Annotated in this window: 32 protein-coding genes and 1 pseudogene; 3 read left to right on the forward strand and 30 right to left on the reverse strand. The window is 56.9% G+C overall.

Annotation, left to right across the window (positions count from 1 at the left end; all coding sequences use genetic code 11):
• Window positions 1-54: 54 nt before the first annotated feature.
• The 6 genes from ATI14_RS15130 to ATI14_RS15155 all read right to left on the reverse strand — a co-directional run bounded on the left by ATI14_RS15130 (window position 55) and on the right by ATI14_RS15155 (window position 4,613).
• Window positions 55-2,853, reverse strand: a complete 2,799-nt coding sequence (locus ATI14_RS15130) for a toprim domain-containing protein (RefSeq protein WP_177030869.1) — start codon at window positions 2,851-2,853, stop codon at window positions 55-57.
• A gap of 11 nt (window positions 2,854-2,864) precedes the next feature.
• The gene (locus ATI14_RS15135) at window positions 2,865-3,110 is read right to left on the reverse strand and encodes a hypothetical protein (RefSeq protein WP_014717540.1); all 246 of its coding nucleotides are present in this window, start codon (window positions 3,108-3,110) and stop codon (window positions 2,865-2,867) included.
• A 70-nt stretch (window positions 3,111-3,180) separates the two neighbouring features.
• Window positions 3,181-3,555, reverse strand: coding sequence for a hypothetical protein (locus tag ATI14_RS15140; protein WP_080520003.1), 375 nt, complete (start codon window positions 3,553-3,555; stop codon window positions 3,181-3,183).
• Entirely contained in the window at window positions 3,552-3,854 is a 303-nt protein-coding gene (locus ATI14_RS15145) for an ogr/Delta-like zinc finger family protein (RefSeq protein WP_054919910.1), read from the reverse strand. The genes ATI14_RS15140 and ATI14_RS15145 overlap by 4 nt, the downstream gene beginning before the upstream one ends.
• Window positions 3,851-4,324, reverse strand: a complete 474-nt coding sequence (locus tag ATI14_RS15150) for a YmfL family putative regulatory protein (RefSeq protein WP_014717543.1) — start codon at window positions 4,322-4,324, stop codon at window positions 3,851-3,853. Before ATI14_RS15150 ends, ATI14_RS15145 begins: the two co-directional genes overlap by 4 nt.
• Window positions 4,325-4,364: 40 nt before the next feature.
• Window positions 4,365-4,613 (reverse strand): helix-turn-helix domain-containing protein, encoded by a 249-nt coding sequence (locus ATI14_RS15155; protein WP_044483570.1) that lies wholly within the window; start codon window positions 4,611-4,613, stop codon window positions 4,365-4,367.
• Between the two features lie 101 nt (window positions 4,614-4,714).
• Here ATI14_RS15155 and ATI14_RS15160 point away from each other — a divergent pair, with 101 nt between their 5' ends.
• The 3 genes from ATI14_RS15160 to ATI14_RS15170 all read left to right on the forward strand — a co-directional run bounded on the left by ATI14_RS15160 (window position 4,715) and on the right by ATI14_RS15170 (window position 7,687).
• Window positions 4,715-5,122, forward strand: coding sequence for a helix-turn-helix domain-containing protein (locus ATI14_RS15160; RefSeq protein WP_080520004.1), 408 nt, complete (start codon window positions 4,715-4,717; stop codon window positions 5,120-5,122).
• A gap of 323 nt (window positions 5,123-5,445) precedes the next feature.
• Complete coding sequence (locus tag ATI14_RS15165) at window positions 5,446-6,519, forward strand: nucleoid-associated protein (RefSeq protein WP_080520005.1); 1,074 nt, start codon at window positions 5,446-5,448, stop codon at window positions 6,517-6,519.
• Entirely contained in the window at window positions 6,503-7,687 is a 1,185-nt protein-coding gene (locus tag ATI14_RS15170) for a hypothetical protein (protein WP_080520006.1), read from the forward strand. Before ATI14_RS15165 ends, ATI14_RS15170 begins: the two co-directional genes overlap by 17 nt.
• A gap of 30 nt (window positions 7,688-7,717) precedes the next feature.
• Here the strand turns inward: ATI14_RS15170 and ATI14_RS15175 are convergent, their stop codons facing one another.
• The 24 genes and pseudogenes from ATI14_RS15175 to ATI14_RS15285 all read right to left on the reverse strand — a co-directional run bounded on the left by ATI14_RS15175 (window position 7,718) and on the right by ATI14_RS15285 (window position 24,377).
• Window positions 7,718-8,977 carry a phage late control D family protein gene (locus ATI14_RS15175; protein WP_080520007.1) on the reverse strand — a complete coding sequence of 420 codons (1,260 nt, stop codon included), beginning with the start codon at window positions 8,975-8,977 and terminating at the stop codon, window positions 7,718-7,720.
• On the reverse strand, window positions 8,974-9,414 hold the full coding sequence (locus ATI14_RS15180) for a phage tail protein (RefSeq protein ID WP_080520008.1): 441 nt from the start codon (window positions 9,412-9,414) through the stop codon (window positions 8,974-8,976). Before ATI14_RS15180 ends, ATI14_RS15175 begins: the two co-directional genes overlap by 4 nt.
• 5 nt (window positions 9,415-9,419) lie before the next feature.
• A complete protein-coding gene (locus ATI14_RS15185; RefSeq protein WP_100831489.1) occupies window positions 9,420-12,857 on the reverse strand; it encodes a phage tail tape measure protein in 3,438 nt (1,145 codons plus the stop codon).
• Entirely contained in the window at window positions 12,847-12,966 is a 120-nt protein-coding gene (locus ATI14_RS15190) for a GpE family phage tail protein (protein ID WP_080520579.1), read from the reverse strand. The genes ATI14_RS15185 and ATI14_RS15190 overlap by 11 nt, the downstream gene beginning before the upstream one ends.
• Window positions 12,967-12,974: 8 nt before the next feature.
• Window positions 12,975-13,310, reverse strand: coding sequence for a phage tail assembly protein (locus ATI14_RS15195; protein ID WP_064451420.1), 336 nt, complete (start codon window positions 13,308-13,310; stop codon window positions 12,975-12,977).
• 49 nt (window positions 13,311-13,359) lie between these two features.
• Window positions 13,360-13,875 (reverse strand): phage major tail tube protein, encoded by a 516-nt coding sequence (locus tag ATI14_RS15200; protein ID WP_080520580.1) that lies wholly within the window; start codon window positions 13,873-13,875, stop codon window positions 13,360-13,362.
• 57 nt (window positions 13,876-13,932) lie between these two features.
• A complete protein-coding gene (locus ATI14_RS15205) occupies window positions 13,933-15,102 on the reverse strand; it encodes a phage tail sheath protein (protein WP_080520581.1) in 1,170 nt (389 codons plus the stop codon).
• Window positions 15,103-15,228: 126 nt separating this feature from the next.
• Complete coding sequence (locus ATI14_RS15210; RefSeq protein WP_080520582.1) at window positions 15,229-15,654, reverse strand: tail fiber assembly protein; 426 nt, start codon at window positions 15,652-15,654, stop codon at window positions 15,229-15,231.
• 21 nt (window positions 15,655-15,675) lie between these two features.
• On the reverse strand, window positions 15,676-17,217 hold the full coding sequence (locus ATI14_RS15215) for a phage tail protein (RefSeq protein ID WP_100831490.1): 1,542 nt from the start codon (window positions 17,215-17,217) through the stop codon (window positions 15,676-15,678).
• Window positions 17,210-17,830, reverse strand: a complete 621-nt coding sequence (locus tag ATI14_RS15220; RefSeq protein ID WP_080520583.1) for a phage tail protein I — start codon at window positions 17,828-17,830, stop codon at window positions 17,210-17,212. Before ATI14_RS15220 ends, ATI14_RS15215 begins: the two co-directional genes overlap by 8 nt.
• Window positions 17,830-18,741, reverse strand: coding sequence for a baseplate assembly protein (locus ATI14_RS15225; protein WP_080520584.1), 912 nt, complete (start codon window positions 18,739-18,741; stop codon window positions 17,830-17,832). The genes ATI14_RS15220 and ATI14_RS15225 overlap by 1 nt, the downstream gene beginning before the upstream one ends.
• A complete protein-coding gene (locus tag ATI14_RS15230) occupies window positions 18,738-19,082 on the reverse strand; it encodes a GPW/gp25 family protein (RefSeq protein WP_100831491.1) in 345 nt (114 codons plus the stop codon). Before ATI14_RS15230 ends, ATI14_RS15225 begins: the two co-directional genes overlap by 4 nt.
• Window positions 19,079-19,657 carry a phage baseplate assembly protein V gene (locus ATI14_RS15235; protein ID WP_100831492.1) on the reverse strand — a complete coding sequence of 193 codons (579 nt, stop codon included), beginning with the start codon at window positions 19,655-19,657 and terminating at the stop codon, window positions 19,079-19,081. Before ATI14_RS15235 ends, ATI14_RS15230 begins: the two co-directional genes overlap by 4 nt.
• Window positions 19,658-19,725: 68 nt before the next feature.
• Complete coding sequence (locus tag ATI14_RS15240) at window positions 19,726-20,445, reverse strand: DUF4145 domain-containing protein (protein ID WP_080520433.1); 720 nt, start codon at window positions 20,443-20,445, stop codon at window positions 19,726-19,728.
• 88 nt (window positions 20,446-20,533) lie between these two features.
• The gene (locus ATI14_RS15245) at window positions 20,534-20,992 is read right to left on the reverse strand and encodes a phage virion morphogenesis protein (protein ID WP_080520432.1); all 459 of its coding nucleotides are present in this window, start codon (window positions 20,990-20,992) and stop codon (window positions 20,534-20,536) included.
• A complete protein-coding gene (locus tag ATI14_RS15250; protein ID WP_100831493.1) occupies window positions 20,982-21,464 on the reverse strand; it encodes a phage tail protein in 483 nt (160 codons plus the stop codon). The genes ATI14_RS15245 and ATI14_RS15250 overlap by 11 nt, the downstream gene beginning before the upstream one ends.
• A pseudogene (gene lysC / locus ATI14_RS31665) lies at window positions 21,461-21,643 on the reverse strand (Rz1-like lysis system protein LysC); the annotation flags it as partial. The pseudogene lysC and the gene ATI14_RS15250, both read right to left, overlap by 4 nt.
• A complete protein-coding gene (gene lysB, locus ATI14_RS15255; RefSeq protein WP_100831494.1) occupies window positions 21,561-22,004 on the reverse strand; it encodes an Rz-like lysis system protein LysB in 444 nt (147 codons plus the stop codon). The pseudogene lysC and the gene lysB, both read right to left, overlap by 83 nt.
• A complete protein-coding gene (locus ATI14_RS15260) occupies window positions 22,001-22,204 on the reverse strand; it encodes a hypothetical protein (RefSeq protein ID WP_100831495.1) in 204 nt (67 codons plus the stop codon). The genes lysB and ATI14_RS15260 overlap by 4 nt, the downstream gene beginning before the upstream one ends.
• Window positions 22,201-23,046, reverse strand: a complete 846-nt coding sequence (locus ATI14_RS15265; RefSeq protein WP_100831496.1) for an N-acetylmuramidase domain-containing protein — start codon at window positions 23,044-23,046, stop codon at window positions 22,201-22,203. Before ATI14_RS15265 ends, ATI14_RS15260 begins: the two co-directional genes overlap by 4 nt.
• Window positions 23,043-23,321, reverse strand: coding sequence for a phage holin family protein (locus tag ATI14_RS15270; RefSeq protein ID WP_100831497.1), 279 nt, complete (start codon window positions 23,319-23,321; stop codon window positions 23,043-23,045). Before ATI14_RS15270 ends, ATI14_RS15265 begins: the two co-directional genes overlap by 4 nt.
• 1 nt (window position 23,322) lies before the next feature.
• Window positions 23,323-23,676: a putative holin gene (locus ATI14_RS15275; protein ID WP_064451435.1), complete on the reverse strand. Its 354-nt coding sequence runs from the start codon at window positions 23,674-23,676 to the stop codon at window positions 23,323-23,325.
• A 27-nt stretch (window positions 23,677-23,703) separates the two neighbouring features.
• The gene (locus tag ATI14_RS15280) at window positions 23,704-23,916 is read right to left on the reverse strand and encodes a tail protein X (protein WP_100831498.1); all 213 of its coding nucleotides are present in this window, start codon (window positions 23,914-23,916) and stop codon (window positions 23,704-23,706) included.
• The gene (locus tag ATI14_RS15285) at window positions 23,916-24,377 is read right to left on the reverse strand and encodes a head completion/stabilization protein (protein WP_100831499.1); all 462 of its coding nucleotides are present in this window, start codon (window positions 24,375-24,377) and stop codon (window positions 23,916-23,918) included. Before ATI14_RS15285 ends, ATI14_RS15280 begins: the two co-directional genes overlap by 1 nt.
• Window positions 24,378-24,455 lie beyond the last annotated feature (78 nt).

Genomic DNA, 24,455 nt, shown 5'->3' on the forward strand with positions numbered 1-24,455 from the left:
TCCTTTGGGTCGTGGCAGACGTTGCAGCGCCTGACGGGTAAAGCTGTTGATGTGTCAGGCCTGGAAGTGCCAGCACTTGACGATGGGTTGCTTGGTTATTACCGCGTTGGTTTTACTGGCCTGGTGAGCCCGTACAGCGCTGTCGGTCGCCTTGTTGACGTCAAGCAGCTTCCGCGAGCGGGAGTCTTTCAAGCGCTCGCGCAGCTCGCTGACGTCGGCGATTTTTTGCCGGTTTTCTGCAGCGCATTTCACGAAGTCGTTGAGGTTGATGGCGATGACATGGTCTTTCTTACTGTGGTTGACCACCGGGCCATCGGCGTCGAGGCCTTCCAGGTATTCGTAAACTTCCCAGAATTCAGCCACCACCGGATGGTCGGAGCTGATCGAGGCTTGGCGTTCGATTGCCATGCGGATGATCTGCGAGCGGGTATGCTCGACGTGTGCGTCCGTGAGCGGCACCACCATGCACAGGCAGTCCAGCAGGGTGAGCAATTGGGCGTGGTTCTTGTTGATCCGCTCCACACGGATGTAGCCGCGCAGTTTGTTGCCGCAATGGCAACATTCGCTGTGCTCGTCTTTAAATGGGGTATCGCATGCAAAGCAGTGGGAGTGCAGGTTGCGTAACTTCGCCTCGTAGCCAGTTATCCGCCGGCTGAACAGCTCCATGACCTCCAGTTCTTTGCGCACGGCCTGCAACACAAAGTTGCTGAGCGTCGAACCTTCCAATGCATTGAGCCGATCTGCCGCCGCACGGCTTTGAGCAGTGACGTTGGGTCGCACAAAGTGCAGTTTGACGATCCGAGTCATGATCGCCTCTGAAGCCACAACAGGAGCGTTCTGGCTGATGGCGATGGTGCCGCGAAACGGCGGTTCGTAGGTTTCGTTACCGGCGGTTTTAACGCCCTTCGTCGCCAGGGTGCCGCCGCCGTAGTAATCCTTGAGTTCGTCCCATTCGAAGGTTTTGGCGTGGGCCTTGTCGTCGCCGCTACGGTCTGATTCCAGTAGCACGATGGGCATGCCGGAGACCTGGCCCATCAAGCGGCTGCGGCCGGCCTTGGTGGATTTGGACGGGTCAAACCCTTCGTATCCGCCGCGGCCAGCGAGTTTCCACAGCAGCGTGAGCAGCGTGGTCTTTCCGGCGCCGGCCTCGCCAGTGGCCTCAAGGAAAGGAAACGACTGGTACCTGCCGCGGATCTGCTCGGCGAACAGCGAGCCAAACCAGAAGGTCAACGCCACGATGCCCTGGGCACCAAAGCACTGCCACAGAAGACCTAGCCACTGGTCATCGTACTTTTTGCCATCCTTTTCAAGATCGATCTTCACACCCTTTTGCAGAGTCTTGAGTTTCAACTTGCCCATCTCAAAAAACTCTTCCTCGTTGATGTGGATCACCTGGCCTTCACGGATGGCGACGTCGTTGAACACGTAGCAGTGGTATTCCTTGCTGTAGCCCACGTAGTCGATGGTCTGAACCGTCTTGATGCCGAAAAGCTGGTCTTTCATGAGTTTGTCCAATTGCTGTCCACTGCCGGTGAACACGGCTCCGGCACCCATGCCGAGAAGTCTTTTTTTGAATTCGCTCGCAGCGGCGACCTGTCCGCCCGTGAAGGTGTTTTTCACTGAGCCGCCGTCGTGCGGGAAGTCGACGCGGAAGAAGTACCAGGACTCGTCGGTAATCTCGTTGCGCTGGAAATAGAGGGCTTTGGGGTAGCAGTTGGCGATCTCGACGACGCAGCCGGCGACGTTCAGTGCCTTCTCCCGCAGCTGCTTTTCATTGAGTGTTTGGGCTTCGTGGCCATCGCTCTTTTCGAGGGCCTGCTTGGCGTTGTTGTATTTCGCCAGGTCCAACTTCCACCAGTACAGGCGGGAGTCGAAACAGAAGTGGAATTCCTCCCGTTCGCGCCACTGGTACATGAGCAATGCCTTGTCGCTGGCACTTTCTGCGATCAGCAGGGCGCCCTGGTGGCGGGCTTCTTTCAAGTCACTTTCGATGCGATCAGCGCGGGCTTTTTCGTCGTCGATAAACGCCCAGCGTTGATGCAGATCGTTCCAATCAACCTTGCGGGCGTCAGGCTGTGACAGCTGAGCAGCCTCGCAGGTAAAACCGAGTTCGCGGGCACGGTTGACCCACATACGGGTGTACTTGTGAGCGCCTGGCTCGTTATCCAGAGCCCAAACCAGCTTCGGGGTTTTACCGCCGCGAGCGGTGATCAGGGCCTTGAGCGATTCCTCTGGAAAGGCGTTTGAGGACAGCGCCGCAACCGCAGAGATACCGTTTTGAATGAGCGCTATGGCGTCGAAGATGCCTTCAACGATCCACAGCTCATTTACTTCCAGCAGATCCACGCACGGCGGGCACCACCAGTGTCCCCTGTAGCTCTTGAGGGGTTGAAAGCGGGCCTTCTTCTTACCGAACCGTGACGGTTGGTCAATCAAGCGCTCCCAGTACCCGCCGTGTTCCAGAGGGAAGCGCACGGTGGCAGAGCCAATATTCAGGTCGCGATCAAAGTAGCTTTCCTGGGTGTACCAGCCCTCTATCAGCTCAACGCGGAAACCTCGGGCAAATGTCAGGTAGGCCTTTGCGCTGGCGGCAGGCTCGTCTCGGGTGGCCGGTGCACGCTTGCTCCAATCGTCGAACAGGTCCGGGTAAAGCTCTTTGGTGGGAGCCATGTACCGGCAATTTTTCTCGCGGCCACAGCGGATGAACCAGGGTTCATCGTGGCGCGAAAACAAACGTTTCTGATTGCACTGCGGGCAGGTGCCCTTACGCATGTAATGCGTGCCTTTCATGTGCTGAAGGCCGTAATCAGATTCCAGGCGCTGAAGGACATCAGCGCGGATCTTGTCTTCCATGGGCTTGCGAATCACTGCACATGCTCCGCGACCGTGACGACGAGCTGCTTTTTCAGCTCGCTGCGCGTCTTGCAGATACCTGCCAGGTAGGGCAAGTCCTCAAGCACCTTCGGCGCCCGCTGACCACTTGGCACATTCCGGTAGCGGTCGGAGTACCAAATATCAGCCATGGTGACTTCGTACTGACTGGTCAACCACAACAGGTAGTGCTGCGCCTGTTGTTCGTCCAGCTCCAGTTTTATGGTGATTTTGCTCATTTCGGCCACCAGTAAGTTGCAAATTTCCCCTACCCACGCGGTGCGGGCATCTAACAGGGAGGGTTTCGGATTAGTGCGGGAGGTTGCGAGTCAGCAGCAGGCGTGTGGGGAGCAAGCGTGCTGAAACGGGATGTCGCTGTTGGGTGCAGTTGTCGAGCAGCAAGATCACCGGGCGGAAAGGGCCGCTGGTGGGATGGATACCCAACCAGGCCACACGCTTGCAGGTCATGCTTTCGAACTCGGCCACCGCCAGTTCAGCAATGCGTTGCACCAGGTGCGTGGGCACCTCAAGCGACTGGGTCAAGTACCGTGTGCAGTTCTCTAAAAGCTGGCTGTCGCCGGCAAGATGCTCGCAACGGTGGCGGTACAGATAGGCTACGGCCGCTTGTTGCATCGCGGCACGGTAGTCACTGGCGGGGTTGGTAGTCAGGGGGATGGTGTTCATACAGGTGCGGCCTCCATTTCCAGTTGATCCAGCAAATCGGGTTGATCGGTCTTTGCCGTGAGGTTCTGTCGAGCAAGGAGGCGCACTTTGGTGGGCGCCATGGGCAGAACTGTAAGGGGGCGCTCGATGCCTGATGGGCTCAGCTGGTATTCCCAAACCAAAGAGCCGGAAAACGTGGCGCCGCACAGCAGGTTGGTGCATTCCGAATACATTGAGCGGAAGCAAGGCGTCTGCCCCTCGGAGGTACGAATGCGCATCGAGCTGCCGCAGCAGGGACAGACCAGCTTGTAGGTGCTCAATGCTTTGGCCCCCGACTGTGCAGCAGAATCGTTGCCAGGACTTCGGAGTGACGAGCCGCCATGTAATGGCTGTGAGCGCGCAAAATTGCCTCAGCTTCGTCCCGCTCGATGACGCCGTCGTCCAGTGCCTTTGCAATGATCTGGTCGACCACACCGCGCTTGGCTGCAGCACGCACTGAACGGTTGTAGAGGTCCACGTTGTCCAGTGTTTCAGGCTTGGCGAGGGGTACGAACATGCCGCCGTACATCGCTGCGATGTATTCCGGCAGGTAGGTGGTGCCCATGTCCTGCTCTAACAGATGGATCTGTTCATCGCTAAGGGGCCGACTGCCGGCGTTTTCGTAGATGTGGTTATCGAACTTCTTGAGTTCGTATCCAAGGCGGGCTGCAGCGCATTCACGGCCACCTTCGTAGTCGTTGATCACTGCGCTCATTACCTGGCGCTTGGTCGCTAGAACTGGGCGTTTCATCTTCTGGTTTCTCCCTGGAGTCATCGCCCCTACAGTCGTTTCATACAGCCGGTGCTGAGTTTTGCTCGGCGCTTTCCGCGAGGATTCCCGGCAATATTTCTTTGCCGATCATCCGAGACAGGTCTCGTAGGATTTGGAACGTCAATCTGCCACGGGGCAGCTTGTTGTTTCCCGCCCAACGCTGAACCACTTGCGTCACTGTGCGCACCTCATAGCCATGGCTTAGGGCGAACTGACGGAAGTTACTGCCACGCTCGATCAGTCGTGCTTGGATCTGGCGTTTTTCCATGGCTTGGCTCATGGTTCGAGTGTTCCTAGTTGGTTAAGATGTACCTGTTTGTTCGCAGTATACGCACCAAAACGGGTGCGTCAATTGGAATTCATGAAAAAATGAGTATAGCCACTCGCCTGCGCAGCGTTATCGACGACAGAGGCATGTCTATTAAGGAGGCCTCAGAGGTAGTGGGGATCCCATACAGGACGCTCCAAAACTACCTTCTGGGTGAGCGGGAGCCTAACGCGAAGGCCATGGCTGCCATTCGCACTCATTTGGGTATAAGCCTGGATTGGTTGCTGACAGGCGAAGGCTCTATGTGTCTGGGTGTTTCGGCCGAATCATCGGATGCGCGGACCGTTAATCAGCAGGAGGAGGCCATCCTTGAGCTGTTCCGCTCGCTTGGAGAGGCAGGTAAGCGGGAGATACAGAGCGCTGCTGAGGAAAAGAAACGCTTAATGGATGTCGAGCAGCGCCTCAAGGATTTGACTGAAGCCCTTGCCGATACCAAACGGCCAGCATAATCTGTACCCATTAAGAACGGATCAGTCAGGCAGGAACGCCGATGGTCCGCTTGTCGAGGCTGAATAATCGAGTTTGTGAGGGCGGTAATTGGCGCCGCTTACAACGAATACAGGGACGTGGGTCATGGATTATACATTTGCCTTTACGGGTTCTCCCTTCGATTTACTTACCAATATTACAAAGGCTTTATACATGCGTCTGCTTGACGGCAGGTCTGCGTTCTAAAATATGCCGTGAATATAGTGGTCAGAAGTGAAGCTAGGGTTATACGGTGATAAGAAAATATAATAAATATTTTATAAGTGTTTTAGAGGGCTAGGGTATGGGAGATGGACGTGATAAGGCCGTTGCGGCGGCAGATGTTAAATTAGAAAACGAGATAATGAATGTTATTGTTCATAGTCTTAATAAAGTAGATGGTGGGTTCGTAATTGATGGGCGAAAGGAGGTTTTGGAGGTTGGTGAAACTATTCAGCGCCTGATAGACCAGTTGGCTAAGATATATGCAGCAAAAACAGGGAAGTCGCATGGTCGATTTGAGGATGATGTAGATAATTATCCTGTCTCCAAATTTCTGGAAGCCTATTACACGGTAGGCGATAGTGACTTCGTAGCTACCACTTTGCAGATGACTGAAAATCTTAAGATGTCAGCTCAAGGCACAGCTTCGACTGGCGGGCACGTCTTCTTCGCACATTTCAAAAGAGCGGCAGATCAATCGCACTACCTTATCGTGGCTATCCTCAATGATGAGCTGGGTGCAGCTTTAAATAAATCTAAAGAGGTTGTAGATGCGCTGCATCTTGATATTAAGGGGTTCCGCCTGGCAGGTCGAGTTAATCTAACAACTTGGGCTGATGGTGGTGATAAGTATCTGAGTTTTATCAAGGGGCGCGGTCAGGATAAAGTGTCCGAGTTTTTTAAGTTGTTTCTCGGTTGTAATAACTCCGTTGCAGCTGTGTTGGAAACGCAAAAGCTCAGTACCGCCCTTGAATCATTTGCTCTTTCGAAAGAAATGGACGAAGAGTCACGAGAAGAGTTCTTGCAAAATGCTTACACAGTTTGTAAGCGTTATGCAGACAAGGATACCCCTTTTGAGTTAGAAGCTTTTGCAAACGAGCTTTGGCCCGAAGCTCCTCAGGAGCTTAGCGACTCCTTTGAAGCATCGGGTCTAGATATTTCTGATGGTTTTATACCCGATAAACGCTCTCTTCGTAGCCTCGTGAAATTCAGCGGAGCGACTAAGAACTGGCGAATAATGTTTGATCGAGCAGCCTTGAGTAATGATGAGATAGAGTTTAATATTGAGACTGAAACTTTGGTAATTAAAAAGTTGCCAGAAGAATTGCTTGCTCGTCTTAGAGTGGAAGTTAGTCAAGATGGCGAAGAGGATTAAATTTGTAGATTTGCTGCCTATATACAGAGCCATGGAGAAAGCTCCTGGCTCTCTTTATAAGCTTGTAATCACAAATGATGTTTTGAAGAGTGCCTTGGCGCTTGCAATTGATGACTCGAATATCGATGAGTCAGGTATTGCTGTGCGTCAAGGTGACTACGAAAATATTAATCTTGGTGATGTATTTATCCTGGCTGTTGCTCAGCCAAGGTTAGGTTTAGGTATTCTTGCTGAAAATTTTTCCAAATATATTACATCGACGACGGGTGCTAGAGTCAAAGAGAGAGATAATTATTTTTTGATTGATGAGGCGTTCTCATCCTCTGATCAACCGGTAATTACTATTGTAAATAGATACCGTAGGGTTTTAAGGTTGATAGGGTTGATTAATGAGGCGGCTCATTACTTAGATTCCGCAAAGGAAGAACTGGTCTTCTATAAAGACGGTCGGTTTGTTGTGCCTCTTGTGTATGGAGTACAAGAAGTCAACGCGTTGGACTTTCCTGTTTTTGAATTGTTGGAACGGTTCGTGCTCGATCCGTATCACAAAGAGCAAAAAGTAAAAATGCTCGGTGAAAATTTGATTGAAATGCTTTCTATGGTTCCAGTGAGTCAAAGATTTTCTCATTTGATTTCTCAGCTCAGTGATTTGTATAGTCGACTACAGGCAGGTTATAATCTTTTTGCCTCAGATTATACCTATGAAAAAGCTGTCACTGAGGTACATGCGTTTAAGGTTGATGTAATAACTAAAATTCATAAAGCTATTACCGATATACAGGCTCAGGTTTTAGGCATTCCGATCGCTACGTTTATTGCTCTTAGTCAACTTAAAAAGACTACTGCTCTAAATGCTCAATTTGCTGCTAATACGGTTATATTTTTCGGTGTTTTGGTTTTTTGTTTGTTGTTGATAGGGTTTTTAGTAAACCAGCACGCTACATTAGATACGATTAAGCAAGAGGTTTTGCGGCAGAAAAAGATTTTTGAAAAAAGATTTGAAACAAAGCAAGTGGCATATCTAGAAGAGTTTGCTGCGATAACGAAACGCTTGAGCTGGCAGTACGCAGCAGTTTATGCGGTGGGGGTTCTGGATGTATTGATGTTCTGCGGTTCCGCCGTCTATTACGTGGTTCACACTCGACCGATATACGGTATTTTGTTTTAGATGAAGGTTGTCATTTGACTGTCGTAAATATCAAGTTTTCGATTTGTTCCATTCTCTTTGTACGGCGCGTCTAGCTGATCGCTCACTTGCATATAACCACCGCAAGCGTTTCGGCTTTGTTTGATCCCCCGCTGTAACCGACTTTTCCTTCCCGTTTCTCTGATCGCGGTAGTAAGCGATTATCCCCGTGTAATCGCCCTGGTTCTCCTCCGCCAGATCTTCAACGTTGTCCTCCGGCAATTTGCTCTCCAGCTCCAGGCTGACGGTATAGCCACCATCCGGGCTCAGGTTGTGCTGCACGTTGCCGCCGTACCAGATGATCTCGTCGATTTCCGCTTTAACGCCCTGGAGCGTGTAGGTCAGTTCTGGGATCAGATCCGGCCGGCCCATCGCGAGCGTGTAGCTGAGCGTGGCACTGCCGCGTTGCAGGCGTCGAAACTCGGCCCTTGCAGCCCTCAGCGCTGACTGTTGGTCGCTGTAGGTATGGCGAAGGTCTTTGAGGTTCTCGCCACCGCCGGCAATCGCTTCCTGTTTTTTGGCGCTGTGCACATCGTAGAAATAGGCGCGCACACCGTCGTAGCTGTCGCGATCCGCCTGCAGGTAACGGTGCTGATCGCCGTCGGCGCGTGTGAGGGTAATGTGGGGCAGGGGAAGCCCACTGGCGGTCTTGCCGCCGCCTGCAGGGATGCACAGCAAACACCCAGCCTTGACGCTGGCCACCGCGTCGAATTCTTCGCCCAGGCGCGTGATCAGGTTGGCGTCCGATTCGTTGGCCTGGTCTAACTGCAGGATCGGCAACGCACCGAGTGCCCCAGCCACGGTCGAGGTGAGGTTGTTTCCCATGGCGATATCGCCGATGACTTTGCCCAGCGTGGTGTTGCTCCAGCTGCGCTCGCGCTTGGTCTTCAGCCCTTTGCGCAGGTCTGCTGATCGAGCGCGGATGCTGAGTACATCTGGCGCGCCGCTGTGCTCTGTCTCGTCGACGGTGTAGGTGCCCTTGTCCACCAGGCCGGTGTCGCTCCAGCCCAACCACAAGCGAAGTACTGCGCCCTTTGGCGGTATCGACAGCAGGCCGTCATGGTCGCTCAATGTGATCGTGAGTTGGTCGGCCTCGACGCCACGGTTGTCGGTTAGATCCAAGTTCATCAGCCGCGGACTGACCTTCATGGCGATATCGTTGCCGTCCACCGTGAGACGGAAGGCCGGAACAGGACAGGCGGCATCCCGGACGAAGCGTTCCGCCGTATCCACGAGGTAACCGGTGACTTTGGACAGCGCGGCCTCTATCACAGCAGCCCCCGCAGAATATTGAGCCCGGTGCTTGTAGCCGCGCCGAGCAGGTCGATGCGGTCGTCATCGGTACGCTTGAGCGTAAGCGTGAACTCAATGCGCCGTGGCGTGCCGTCTCTGAAGAACACATTTTTTGTCTCGCTCAGGCTCTCGATCACCCACAACCCGTAAATCCGGCCGGTGCCCTCGACCATCGGCCAGGCCTTGCCGGTGTTCGCCATCAACCGCAAAGCGTCCAGGCTGAGCACGCTGCCCGCCAGTTCCGGGAGGATGATGCCGGGGAGGGTAACGGTGTCGTCGCCACGGCCGACAAATTGCAGCGCGGGTGGTGCACCGACGCGACTGTTGCTGGCATGGCGCCAATTGGTTTGGCGCTGCAGCTCCTGGTAAGCGAGGGTCGATAGGCTGAACACGAACATGCCGAGGCTGAGCATCATGGTGATTAATCCCGGTCCGATAACTTGCTGCGCTGACGGGCGCGTTTCTCGTTTTCAATCTTGTTGAGCATGGCGCGCAGGCTTTTCTCCATGGCTTGCATGTCCATGCCAGGCGCAGCAGCGATAGTGATTTGGTAGGTGTCGTGACTGTCGTAAACCGTCGATGTGCCCGCGCTGCTGATCGGTGGGCGATCATCGACAGCCAACGCCGGCATGACTGTTGCGCTTAGCGCCAGAGTGCCGGCGGCGGTCAGTTGTTTGCTCATGCTCGACAAGGCGTTGAGAGGCCCTTTCTGTCCACCCTCCAGGCCTTTTGTCAGCCCTTCCATGGTGAAGCCGCCCAGTTCCGCGAACACGCGGGACGGGCTGTGGATGCCTAGCTTTTCCTTGAACCAACCGATGCTGGAGTCAGCGATTGAGCTGATAGCGCCCTTCACAGCGCCGAGCCCTGCGGTCAGGCCATTGACCAGACCGTTGACTATCATGCCGCCGAACTCGGCGAATTTCCCCGGCAGCTCTACGCCGAAGTAATTCATCACCCCGGCGAACGCCTGGTAGAACAAGCCAAGCGGACTAAAGTTGGTGATCAATTGCAGGATGCCGGCGAGGCCCTGGTCAAAGCTGGCTTTGATGGTGTTCCACACGTTGACTGCGCCGGTTACGATAGAGCCGATACTCTGCATCAGGGTCATGAGCATGTTGCCGATGGCCGCGCCAAATCGCTGGCCCATCGACTGTGCTGCACCGCCGACGTCTTCGACCGGTTTCAGCAGGTCAGTGAACCAACCGATCACTCCACTGATCCCGGAGGAGATCATGCTGAACAACGGGCGGACAATGCTGCCAAGCAGGCGCAACGCGAAACCGATAATCGGGATGGAGTAGGCGGCTTTCGCCAGGCTGATCAGCAGCCCGCCGAACTTACCAAACCCGGCAAGGACCGGCTGCAGGGCTTCAGTGAGTCCCTGCCAGAAGCCGAGGAAGAATCCTTTAATCGGCTTCCAGTATTTGTAAATCAGCGCTGCAATGGCGACCAGGCCAGTGACAGCGGCGATCAGCCATCCGACCGGTGTAGCAAGTATGGCTGCGCCTACCGCGCTAATTGCGCCGCCGAGCATTGGCAATACGCTGACCGCAGCAATCCGTGCAGAGCTGACTAGCGTAGGGATAACGCTCATCATGCCGCCAGCGGCATGACTGGCTGTGACCGTCTTCCAGATTCGGCCCATTCGGCCGACCTCGGTACCGGCGCCGGCGGCAGCAATACGGGTGCCGATCAACTGAGCTTTGATGCTGCCCAAGCGAATGCCAAACAGCGCCATGCCATACCGCAGTACTGCGAAGGGGCCGAGCATGCTTGCCATGGTCAACGCCAAAGTACCGAACACCAGAGCCGCCGCTGCTACGGCGGCGACAACTTTGACCAAGCCCGCGGCCAGCTTCGGATTTTCCCGTGCCCAGGTGCCTACCCTGTTTGCGATTTCACCGGCTGTATTGATCAGGTCTTTCAAGTCGGGGGCAACTGCTGCACCGAATTCAGCCATGGCGTTGGTGAAGCTACCCTCAGCGGCTTCCATGACGTTGGTGAGGGTGCCGAGCTGTTCGTTAACGCGGGTGCGCAGATCCGCCTGGACTCTCAGCTTTTCTTGAATTTCCTGATAGCCGGCCAGCCCCTTGTTCATCATGGTGTTCAAGGTGGTCATTGTTTCAGCGTCGTCGCCAAAGAGCTTACTGATGACGGCTGTACGGTCGGTATCGTTCAGAACCTTCAGCTTTTCGACTTGCGCGTACAGGTTCTCCAGGCCAGCAAAGTTGCCTTTGTCATCCGTGAATTTGAGAGAGACGCCCTTGTTCGCGCCTGCTGCGATGCTGTTGGCTTTATCGACTTTGTCTTGATTCAAACCTGCCTGGAAAATTTTACGAAAAGCGTTACCCGCTGAGCTGCCGTCCATGCTGGCCTGGTCCATCATGATGAGCAGTGGTGCGAGTTCTTTAGCTGCATCAATGCCCGACTTCTTGATGACATCCATGACAGGTGAGATTTTGCTGAAGCCCTGAATCATGTTGCTTGGATCCATACCTGCATAGAAGCCGCGCTGGATGGTGTCCATGAGCCCCATCATGTCTTTTTCAGTGGTCCGCGTGGCGTCCTGCATTTTGGCTGCAAACTCAGCCGCCTGAGTGGCTTCCATCTTCATTTGCACGCCGAGATATGCTGCTGCCTCCCCGGTGCCGCCCAGGATGCTTTGGGCACTGATGCCCTGCCGTCGAAGCATCGTCATCATGTTCTGGAAGTCGGCCGTGGTGCCTGGCAGCCGGTCGCCAAGCTTGGTGGCCAGGTCCGTGATCTTCTGGAAGTCGGCGGAAACCTTGCCGGTGTCGTCCATCATCGACACCTTGAGCTGCGTGGCAGAGTCCTCATTCGGGGCAAAGGCTTTGATTGCCGACACCACGGGCCGGCTGGCGGCGTACCCCACGCCAAGCCCGGCGGCACCAGAAACAGCAACACTGCCGGCTAAACTCTGAGTTTTATCGTAGGTGGCTCGGGCCTTAGCCAGGCTGTCCTGCTTGCGCTTCAACGCATCCAGGTGGTCCATCTGCAATTTCATGGCCTGGGTGGCGGTGTCGATATCGCGCTTGAGCTTCAACTCATGTGCGCCCAGGGCATTGGTGCTGATGCCGGCGTTTTTGAGCTGCACGCCGAGGTTGCCGAGTTTTACTTGCTGCTGGCCGTACTGCTCGCCCAAACGTTTCGACTCGGCGGTGTGTTGCTTGAGCAGAGTGAGCTGGGCTTTGAACGGAGTTTCCAACCGGAGAATTTCGTCACGCAGACTGGAATGGCCGGCGCGACTGGTGCGCAGCTGCGCGGTGCTAAGCGTGTAGCGGTCTGCCAAGGTCTTTTCCTTGGCTGCAAGCTGATCCAGCTGAGTTTTACGCTCGCGCTGAGCAGCCGTCAGTCGGGTGTACTCAGCTTGCTGCTCGCGGGTGAGGGCATTGCCCTTTTGCATCACAGCATTCAGGGCGGCGATCTGGCTGCCTGATTGACGGTGTTCGTCGCCAAGCAAACCCAAAGCGTTACGCGTTCCCGTGAGTTCGCGCTTGAGGTCGGATTGACTGGTTTTGAGAGCGTCAACCTTCTGCCGGGACTGTTCGAAAAGTGCTTGAGTCGGTGCGAGCTGTTGCCGGACTTTGGCAGTGGTGCGGGCGAGTTCGCCTACCTTCGAGTTGTTCGCAGCCAGTGCCTCGGAGGTGGCTTTGGTAGCGGCTTGTAGCTCGCGCCAGGCGATGACGTCGCGCTGCTGGGTGTTGAGTTCCTTCAGGCGGTCACGTGCAGCCTTGAGCGCTCGGGCGGTTTCCTGGCTGCCGCCCGTGATTTTCTTCAGTGGTCCCGTGGCTTGGTCGATGGCGCTGAGCAGCACCTGTAGCCTCAGATCATTCGCCATCAGTGGAACTCCGCACCCTAGCGCGCTCGCGCCAGTCCATCAGGTCTTGCAGGCCCAACTGATCCATATCAGCCGGTGCCCAGTGAAAAACCACGGCCAGATCGGCCATGGCGTCTTCTACGCGACGAGGGATGCATCCGTCTTCGCCGACTTCTGCAACAAAAAACCAGAGATTTTGCTACTCAAGGCCAGAAGGTCGGCCGGGTCCATGCCTGCAACTTCTACAGCGGTGAGGCTCGGTGCGCTGATGCGTGGCAGAACCTTGATCAAACTGCCGACGTCCATCTGCAGCAGCTCTACCAGGCTCACGCCGCGCAATTCGCCGGAGTTCGGCTTGCGCAGGGTGATGGTGTCGATAGTGGTAGTGCCTCGACGAATTGGAGTGTCGAGGGTGACGGTGTTGTCGTCGGCCAGCTGCTGCACGTCGGGCTGTTCGATGGTTTCGTCTTTCATTGGATTTGCTCCTGGTGATTAAAGGGTGAGGCTTGATCGAGCGGGCGGGTCAGATGCCCATGGCGGTGCGGTGCTTCTCCAGCATGTCCACGCCGTTGACTTTCTCGACGAAGTTGAGCAGGTCGATTTCGATGATTTCTTCGCCATCCACGGTCAGCTTGTAGTAGCTGCAGGTGGTTTTCATGGAGTGTTCGGTGTCTTCGCCGGCCTTGGCTTCGCCCATCTCGATGGTCTCGTGACGACCTCGCACGACCACTTCCACGTTGCTCGTTTCGCCCGTGTCGTCCTGTTGGTATGGGCCAGAGAATCGCAGGGCCACGCTGGAGGCGTTGACGGCGCCGAACTGGCGCAGAGAGATCAGATCGAGGCCACCGGTCTTCCATTCGAACTGGATGCCGTCATCAGAAAAGCCCAGGTCAGATTTGACCGGGCCATTCATCCCGCCGCCGCGATAGGCTTCCATCTTGCGGCCGAGGGCGGGCAGGGTGACGGACTTCGCCACGCCGAGGTAGCTGTTGCCGTCATTGAACAGGTTGAGGTTTTTGAGCTTGCGAGGCATTGCCATGGCGGTGTTCTCCGGGAGACGTGTTGAGGGTGAACTCCCCTTTCGGGGAGGCCCGGTTTAGCTATTGATGCCTTTGGCGAAGTCGATCAGGTAACGGTCGGTGATTCGCTGGCGGAAGGTGAGGTCTTCAAGCGGCGGCACTGGGGTGTAGTCATAATCCACCCAGAGCTTGCCGGCCTTGAGGGTGTCCTTGGTGTTGATGTCGTCCGGATACCAGCAGTTGCCCCCGATCAAGTAACCCTGGGATTTCAGCTCGCGCATCTTGGCGTTCACGCCTTCGACCAGGTCCCGTACCAGCGAGGCGTGCATAGGGCGGTCGATGGCCCACATATGCGCTTCGGCCATGGTGTCCGCGAGGATCTGCGCAGTGCGCGTGTAGTTTTCGAAAGCGAACTGCGGATCGTCGCTGCAAGTACGGCTACCCCAGAAGCGGAAGCCGTTGGCATTGATCAACGTGGTGACGTCGTTACTGTTCAGGTAGTTGGCGTCGGTAGCCGGGTTTTGCAGATCCCAGAACACATCGGCGCTGATACCTGTGACGCCGCTTACGGCTACGTTGGACAGGGTCTTGTGCCAACCTGTCTCCTGATCGATCTTGGCGCGCAGGCCCAGCGCACGGGCCACTGCCGAGGCGGTGGCGGTCTTGTTGGCGACGCTGTCCCAGTTCTGGAAGTCCGGCCAGATCACCATCATTTCGCGGGCGCCGAAGTTCTCGCGGTAAGCGACCACCTCTTCCTTGGTTTTGCAGCCCCAGGCGCTGACGTAAGCAAAGGCGCGAAGGTCTTTGGCGATGGCGCCGAGGGCGGTGGCCACCGGCAAACTGTCCAGACCTGGCACGCCGAGAATGCGAGGCGTCATGCCCACGCGTGACTTGGCGGCGAGCAGGGCTTTCATGCCGGTGTATTGGCCGGTCGGGGTGGTGCCGCCGATCAGGGCGCTGGTGGTAGCCGCTTCGTCGGCGCCTTCCTTGACCCGCACCACGATGACGTAGGGCTTGGTCTGGTCGGCGATGCCTTGCAGGCTCGCGGCCAGGGTGCCCTTGACGCCGGCTTTGCCGACGGCAGTTTGCACGTTGGTGAGCAGGACGGGCGTGTCCAGAGGGAAAACCAGTGGGTCCGCATCTTCAGCCGTGCAAACCATGCCGATAACTGCGGTGGGAATAGTGCGAATGGGGCGGGTGCCGTCGTTGAGTTCGATGACCCGCACGCCGTGGAGATAATCGGCCATGGGTTATGCCTGCGCTGTGATGGAATGACAGTGCACAGGCTGCCGCGCGCGCGCCGATTGGGCGAGCGGCGGGGTTTGTAAGAGGTGCGGCTACAGGATCAAGTGGCGAGTGATCACAATATCGAATCATCGCTCAGTGATGGCCAGCCACCCAGGCGCCGTTGGCCGATGCTCGTTCAAAGGGAATTCGCCTGCTTTCGGCCAATCACGTAACTGTCGGCGATAGGCTTGCAGCTCAGCGTACTGGTCGGGCGTAAGGGAAGTTGGCGAACCGTCCTCGAGTTCGTCGCGGTGCCGCGTTACGACGCTATCCGTTGCGGCGAGCTGCAAGTCACGCCATGCCCGTTCAACCGCTGCGAGTTCTTCTTGGGAGGGCGGTGTGGGATCCGACAGGAATGGATAACCATCCTCAGCCCAAGTAATTACCTTGCCTTCACCTTGCCCCTTCAATAGAGCGGCATGTATTTCAGCGTCAATTTCCACAGCATCCGACGGCATCAATTCGTTAATTGCTGGATCGTAAAAGTAACCAGTTTTTTTGGATGCGAACATAAATCCATCTCCTAAAGAGATCTAAATGCCTTTCGCAAAATAGGTGCTTGCTTGCGTGGCGACAGTGAGTGATGAATTCCAGAATCTGACCTGACCCGCGGATTCGTTATATGAGTTAATCCCAGGACTACCCGCCTGCGAAGCTCCCGCCCCGGCCACAATCGCCAAGGGGCCATTGGGGAATTTGATCGGGTAATTGATCAGAACCGAACCGCCAGCTGGGATCGGGGGGACGATGCCCCATTGCTCGATATGACCGGAAGGCAATTTCTGATAGCCGTTCGCCGTAAGACGCGCGGAGAAACCCGGCGAGTACTTAAGCGAGGCGTCCCCACCATCAAAACTCCATCCGCTCCCCCCTAACAGTCGGCGGAATACGCCCAGGGAGCCGACCGGGATGAAAAATGGCCCTGGCTCAGTAATCGTATTTGTCAGGGTGTCCCCAGTTGCAGCGACCACCCAGACACCGCCGGACAAAGAGCTGCCGATAGTGACCAATGACGCGGCCCCGACACTCGACGCTGGGGGTAACGCAACCGTCGAAAGTTGTGCGAAGTTACTCAACCTTCCCACATCTGCCGCAGTTAAAGCTGTGTCACCCGTGTAGTTCGTTTGCCCTGCATAACTGCCAAGAGCGCGCTGCACATACTCAGTAGTCGCTAACCGCTTGCTGATATCAAACTGTGCAGGGGTTGGTGCGGCCGGAGACCCCAGGAGCGCGGGAGAATTGATCGGCGCAAAACCTTGAGTCACGTTCTGAAAGGTCAATGGCGTGGTGCCTAGAACGATCACACCATCCGTGATCAACTGCCAGCGCGTATCGGCCAATGTGGCGCCTTGCTCGACCGACACCAGAAGCGCCGACGTCACTTCTGCGTTGCTGTCAGCATCGTCCGAACGCTTCCATACGGCTGCCGCAGCAACGTACAGGCCGTTGTCCTTGGCGACAGTCTGGTTTTTTACCAGCACGCGATCCCCAGCAACCAACACAACACCGTCGATGGTCTGTAGGCCCGCCAGGGCGATGTTGGCCGTGGTAGCCACACGTACCGATTGCTTGTTGTCGAGCTTGTACAGCTCTTCCATGATCCGCAGATCGACGTACTCGCGAGTTGCCAGCACCACCGCCGGGTCAATCTTGAGTGTGATGTTGCCGGTACTGGCAACGATGAAATTCATCCGCACGACTTGAGTACGCCCTGACCCTTGCGATAGCGCCGGCTTATAGCTGGGCGCGCAGTTCGCCACGGCCACCAGGTCACCGTCCGCGTCGTACAGACCGATCTCACGGATCCAGCGTCCGCCTTCATCGGCCGGAATGATCTGTTCAGCAATAATCACGGCGGCGTTGACGGGATCGACTCGCAGCTGATTCAGCGGACGGCGTCGCCACTCGTTGATGAGCCGGGTTTGCAGTTCGTTCGGAATGGGGTCCGTACCATTGGCATCACCCACGCCCATCTCGGTGAGTTTCCATGGCACGCCGAGCGCGTCGGCGTTCGCCTGCTTGGCTCTCCCCACGACGGTGAGGATCGCGAAAAACTGAGAGTTCGCATCAATCATAATAAACGTCCAGTGTGTCTATGGAGTGTTCGCGCCCGACTATGCTTATGGTCCCAGTGACCTCAATATCACGCATGGCCGGTGGGTAAACGTCGATTTCGTCGCCTTCGTACAAGGCAACACAAATGTTCAAAACCCCTTGTGTTTCGAGGCTGATTGCCAGGCCTGTCAGATGTCGGGTCACCGGCCTGGCGTCATCAATCAGCCAGGTGAGTTCTTGATACATCTCTTCGGTTATCCCGGTGTCGAGTACTCCGACCTTGATGGCGAAAGTACCCGGCACGCCCAGCGGGGTGGTCTGCCACCACTCCAGCACCTCAATCAGGTAGCCCAGCGGCTCGACGACACGGCGCAGTGCGCCGATGGTGCCCTTGCGCGAGTGGATGTAGTGGGATGAGCGGATGGCGGCGCGCTTGGCAGCCTCCGTCCATTTGCTATCCCAGCGGTCGACCGAAAAGGCCCAGGCCAGGTACGGCAGAAGATCGACGGGGCAGGTGTCCGCGTTGCAGAGCTGACGCAGGGGGATCGGTACGTGCTGGATCTGTGCGAGCGCCTGCGCTGCTTGGCGCTCCAGCGGCGTGGAGTTCCCCGGTAGCAGCTGTTGGGCGGTCATTATTCAGCACCACGGGTAACGGTAACTTTGGTGCAGAAGGGTGCCTGGGCTTTGGTCGCGACGATATCTACCCAGCCATCCAGCTCGACCTTGCGCACACCCTCGACGTGCGCGGCAGCGTGCAGAGCCGACTCTGACACTTCCATACCGAGTCGACGGCGTTGATTGACGTAAGCCAGTAAGCGCGCTTCAGAGGCGGCAAGAATCGGTTCCGACTCCGGCCCGCTCGATAGCAAATACAGCTTGGCCTTGACCTGATAATTGAGGATTTGTGCGCCCTGTACAATCAAGCGGTCGGCCACCGGCCGACGGTCCTCGTCGCTGAGGTAGGTGTTGACGACGGCGAGCAGTTCAGGCGCAGCCGTGCCATCACCCAGAAGTGATTGCACGGTAACGACGGCAACGGCAGGTGAGGGGCTTTCGGCTGTGGCATCAGCTACCCGACCATCCGCCGCCCTGGCGTGAAAGATGTAGCTGTTGCGTGGGCCGGCAGTGCTCAAACCTTCCCAGGCCATCTGCGCACGCTCGCGCAAACTGTCGTCTCCTTCCATGAGCTTTGGCACGGGGGGGATGGCGTTGGCTCGGCCCTCCTGGATCACCAGGCGCTTGACGTTGAAGTTTGCGGCCAACTGTTCCAGGTCTGTCCCTCGCGCCGTGGCGAGCAGGTTGGCCAGGGATGCTTCGTTGACGCGTTGCCGCCATACGGTTTCGCGGTAGGCATTCTCTTGCAGCAGCTTGGTCAGTGGCTCGGATTCCATTTCCAGACGCGCGGCAATTTCCGCCTGTTCTTCGACCGGCCACAGGCTGATCGCATAGGCCTTACGCTCGGCCAAGATCTTTTCGAAGTCGACTTGCTCGACGATCTGCGGCGGCGGGAGTTGGCTAAGGTCGATGGCGGCGAAGCTGTTCATACACTGCCTCCCAGCTGCAACGGCACGCTGAGGCTCAAAGGTTCATTCGTGTCCACCACTGTGCCCTCCAGATCGATCGATGCCTGACCTTGCATGTTCGCTCCGAAAAATTGCACGCGACTCAAGCTGATGCGGGTTTCCCAACGCATCACTGCCATGACGGTGGCCGCGTATACGCGCAGGCGGGTGACGTCGTTAAAAGGGTGGTCTACCAGTTCGGGCAACAGGCTGCCGTATTCGCGGCGCATCACACGGGTGCCGATTCGGGTGGTGAGAATGTCGGTGATGGCCTGACTGATGTGGTCGCGCTCGCTGATGGCGCCGCCGGTTTGTCGGTTCATGATGGGATAGGCCTCCCAGACTGATCGCCGCCTTGCTTAACGCCAGAGGTCAGGTGATTCACCAGACTGACGTCCGCTGCGACCACGTCATCCGAAACGTCGACCCGGCCGGTGATGTTCTGATTGCCGGTTTGGGTGTAGTCGCCCTGGTGCGTGATGTTGCCGACCAGGTTGATGCCACCGCGGCTGATAAGATTGGTGGTGCCGCCGTCGACCAGCGTGGCGTTAAGATGGTGGGCCACGCTGTCGTACTCGATTACCGTACCGTCCACGTAGGTGCGGCGGTGGAGGCCGGCGCGGTTGCCGTTGGCCGGGATATGGTCACTGAACACGCCCGTCAAAATAATACCGTTGGCGAGCTGGCCGGATGGGCTGAACAGGATCACCTGCTCCCCGATGGTGGGCGGGTCCCACTCGCGATCAGACCCAGCACGCAACGCTAGCCAGGGAAGCCAGGCGGTGGTCAGCGTTCCGGTAATTACCTGCGCGCGCGGGGGCTCCATCTGCACGGCGGCGATGACGCCGAAGCGGATGAGGTTTTCGAGCATGCGGGAGAGGGCGGCGAGATCGTTCATGGCGCCGATGGTGGCGCCACGCGCGTGGCGGTGCAGCTTAGGCGGGTTGTAAGGTAGGCATGTACAATTTAACTACCGGGCTTAGGCTTCTTTTTTGGCCTTGGTTGGCGCGCGGGAATTTTGTCGTTCACGCTTAGAGCTTCTTGGCCACTTACAACTACCCTATATACGAATTGTTCTAGAGTCGTAAGCAACAATTGAAATGTCTTTTGATCAGGAGCCCATCCACGGTGTGCAGCTGCACTGCCCGCTTCAGCAACTGTCGCGAGAGTCATAGCCTCTGTTTCTCCAATAAAGCCATTTTCCCGTAACTCTTTGACTTTGTCTTCCAACGTATGTCCGGGATCTATTTTTAGATAAGTAGTCGTTAAATCAAACGCAGTTCTTAAACCAACTGCCGCCAGTATAAAAGACCTAGCCTCATAGGCTTGATAAACCTCATTTAGAATTGTGAACAGCTGTGGGTCTTTTTGGGCAATACTCCATACCCAGTCAGGCTTTTGGCCTTTTTTCTCTGGGGCTGGGTAAGTTTCAATTGTACGCGGGTGGGTGATAATACTTTCCCCAGTAGTAGGGTGATAATCACCGTCCCAATCTTCAGAGTTCCAACTGCTCTGGTGATAAAAAACTGTTTCGCAGCCTGCGCACTGGAGTAGTTTGTGATCTATCTGTCCCTCCATATGGTTTCTTCCATCTTCCACACTCCATGGCTGATCGAAGGTGCCATGTATGATGCAAATTCTTTGTCCATCACATCTCGGGCAGTGTGCATGCATAGCGCCTGTCATTTGAACAACTCCATTCTGTCCGGTTTAAGCTTTGCCCAGCAGCGATCTTAGCTTTTGGTGAGCTTTTACACCGACCAGGCTCTGGAGTCTATGTCGTTAAATGAGTAAGCAAGCTATCTCGAATCAGATTGAGGTCAGTTTTGGTGAAACCCAAAACCTCACGTTGTTCGTAGCGCACATCGGGCGCGCCACGCTCCGCTCGATCCTTCAACCCGTACTGGTGAACCCTTGCGATCCGAGCTATTCGTCCGGTGAACCCTACCGTTACTGCATTGCTGTCGCCTCGGGCCTTCATGTAGGTCGCCGTGCGCAGTTTTTTGAACATTTCAACCTTGCGCTGGATGCGGCCCTGCTTACCGCGCAAATCCCGCTTTTTACGTGGCGCGAATTTGCTGCCGTCCGGGTTTTGCTGCGTCTGCACGCGCTTCTGCTGGCTACGGCGCAATTCCTGGCCGATGGAGCGGGCAAGCTGATTCCGGGCAGTGGGCTGGAGTTGCTCCAGCAGGCCGGCCGCCCAGGTTTCAAGCGCTTCCAGCTTATCGGCCATCTGGTACTACCCATTCGCCGGCATTGCCTTGGGAACCTGGCACCCAGTTCGGATCGAGATAACCCGCCACACGCTGCGGCTCGCCGGCATGCCTCACAGTGGTATTGCCCTGGTCATCCTTGCCTATCACCACCCGCTCTGTCAGGTGCAGTGTCAGGCCGAGGTCTACTTTGTCCTTGTCGAGAATGTCGGCCTCGAACTGCACGCCGTTTTGCGCTTTATCGTAGTTCTCCAACAGTTCAGGCTGATTGACGCTTATCCATCCGAGCAAGGGCAGCATGACGCTGTCAGGGTGGCCCGCAAATGCGGTGATGATGATCTGCAGATCGTAACTGTATTCAAAGGACAGGCTTGCCGCAGCGGTGCAGCGGACCTTGCCGTTGTCGATGAATATCAGCAAGAGGTCGGGGTTGTGCTGGAGTTCGGCGACGGTGGCCAGCAGATGAGCGCGCAGGCTTTCGGGCTTGTTCATTGAGCAGCCTGCTGATGTTGATAAACCATATCGACTTGTGCGGCGCAGTCTGCCCAAGCGGCTTCAACGCGGTCCTGGTCGGTGAGTTGGTCGCCATTACTGCGAGGGCTGGTCGCCGGCAGTTGGCACGGCACCACGGCCGGACAGCCAGTCACGATAAGCGGCGGCGCCGGTGATGGCGGGGCGCTCGCGCAGCCGCCGAGCAGCGTCAGGCAAAAGCTGATCAGCCCATTTTCGAATGTCGTCATTTTCAAGCTTCAGTTCCTCTATTGTCCGCTCGCGCTTTGCCAGGCTCAGGCGCAACTGATCCTGTTGGGCCCGCAGGTTGCTCTGCGCGTCACGCTCCTGTCTCAATATGTCTGTAAGCGTGTTGGCAGTTTTCAGGTTACGGTCGGCGTCGTCGCGGGCGGTCTTCGCTGCATCTTGTGCCTTTTCGGTTTTGCCCTCAGCGACGTCGATGCGTGTTTCTTGGATCCAGATCAGCAGACCCATGGCGCCGAGCAGGGCGGTGCCATACATAGTCTGGCGCAGGGTAATCACGCGCGGTACCAGCCGAGCTTGTTCATGGCTGCGGTGTCGAGCTGCTTGATCGGGCCGCGCACGATCACGGCACGGGCGCCGTTCATTATCTGGATGGACTCGGCCAACAGCTGCATGTCGTCCTGTTCGGTCGATTCGGGAACTACCAGTAGGTCACCGTCCTGCACGCGTAATTTTTGCAGTGCTTTGAAGTCGATCATGCCGCCACCCCTTGCCCGCACTCGCAGCTGGTGTGCCGTTCGTAGGCGCGCTGTAGCTTGGTGTCGTAGAGATTGCGCAAGTAATCCGGCCCGTTATAAAGCCGGGCGAACTCGGCCCATTTGCGGGCTTTCAGAGCCTTGTGCAGCACCGGATCGGTTTCGATAAAGCGGGTGAAGGCGTCGAACTGTTGAGATTCGCCGGCACTCATCGCCGCGACGAAGTCCTGCACGCTGGCGTAGCCGAGGCGTTGCCAGTGGAACCCCATGATCTGAAAGGCGCCCCAGGACGCTGACTCCAGGGCGGCGGTGTCATCGATCAGACGTGCCATTGCCAGGCGCTGGTGTTCGGCGGTACCGCCGATGTAGCCACCTGCCTTCGGGTTGACCAGGGCTGGGTTAGCCGCGGCCAGATCATCGGCGTGGCGTTTGACCTCTGCCGGGTCATCCCCCACGCGCCGAACCTTGGCGAGTTGGCGGTACATGATGTGCCGTTCGAACAAGATCACTGGCTTGCCGTTATCGAGGAAGCCCTTGCCTTTCGATTCCACTTCGTTGACTGCGTAGATAGCTGCCAGCGGGACGCCGAGACGTTCAGCAGCGTTTACCAGATCATGGTTGCGCAGCAACCGGGCACAGTCGCCACCAGCGAGGCTTGCTTGGGTCTTGGTGCCAGCGACGCCATCGGCCACCAGACCAACCTTCAGCTGGTATGCGCGCACGGCTGCCTCCGTGGCATCACCGTAATGGCCGTCCGGCACCAGATTGGCACCTTGCCTGTTGAGGTTCTTTTGCAGGATAAGCACGGCTTGCGAACGGTCGCCATGGCGAAGAGTGGTGGTCATGCGCTGGGCCTCAACAGGGCGGCGACGTTGCCGCGTGAACGGAAAATAAGGATGCAGAGCAGCACGATGGATGCGGCCTGTCCGAGGCTGGTTGGTTGACGGTCCAGCAAGATTTCCAGTCCGCATATGCACAACGTGGCGCCAAACAGGCTCGCCAGCAGTGAGATGCTGCGCCGGTACCGCGCCGCGCCTCGGGTGTAGCAGGCCAGGCGCAGGGCGCTCAGCAAGTAGGCGATTGCCGCGATCAACTGCACGGCCAGTTCGATGTTCGGCATGTCAGGTGCCCCCTCGGATGCGACGCCAGATGTCCCAGATATCCGCCTTTTCCACCCAAACCATCAGTTTGATGCTGATCGGGATGACCACCAGGGCACAAATAAAGGCGCTGCCACCGCTGGTGATAAACGGGATTGCCTGCAGGGCCATAGGCGCGAACAGATAGCCCACGCCGGCCGACAGGAACAGTGAGCCCAGCCGCTGCCAGACCTTGAGGTCACGCTTGGTGCTGGTAACCAGCCAGGCACCGAGGATGGCGCCGAATAGCGCGCCATCGTCGATGACGGGCGTGACGCTCGCCAGGCCCAAGCCAATAAGCAGGCCGGACACAACGCTGGAAGTCGGATCAGCCATGGTGTGGGTTTCCTTGGTTGCAGAGGATCAGTCCCATAGATTCACCATCTGCCGCTGGGGCGCGCTGGTTTGGGCTTCGGGCATGTTGATGACAAGGCCTTGAGGCAGGATTGGCCCATGGTCGGCCAGGCCGGGGTTGGCCTCCAGCACGGCCTCCGTGACGCCAGTAGTGCGGCCGTAAAATCGCCAGCAAAGGGCGTCGACGGTGTCGTTTTGGTTGGCGCGGACGGCGGTGGGCATCAGATCAGCTCCACGGTGGTGCGGCTTTTTTCAAGAAAGTCGCGGATGGCCCACCTTAGATCGCGCCGGTAATCGTCGATGCTGGGGGCAACCTCTTCGGCCTTGTTGTTGCCCGTGTTGGTAGCGCTGTAGTCGCGGTACCGCTCGCATACTTCGGCGCCGGTGCCAGCTTCGATCGCTCGGCGGTAGAGGTGGGCCTTTACCGATACGTCTTTGATCCGATCACCAGGGACTTCATCCAGCGTGGTGTAGCCGGCGGCCTGCTGAGCTGCTCGCCAGTCGCTCAACTCACGGTTGAGGTTGATTGCGGCAGCGATCACGGCGGTTTCCAGGCGAGCTGGGGTGACGCTGGCATCGATTCGCAGAGTGGCGCGCAGGTTGTCCAGATCAATCGACGGCCAGAACGGGTCGGTGTTGATATGGCCGCTGGCGACGGTGCCGCTGGCTACAAATGCGCTCATGAGACTGCACTCGAAAAAAGGTCGCCGGTGGTCGGGGCTTCACGTTCAGGAGGAGCGGCCTGGCCGATCCGCCCCGAG

This window comes from Pseudomonas tolaasii NCPPB 2192 (genome assembly GCF_002813445.1).
Lineage (GTDB): Bacteria > Pseudomonadota > Gammaproteobacteria > Pseudomonadales > Pseudomonadaceae > Aquipseudomonas > Aquipseudomonas tolaasii.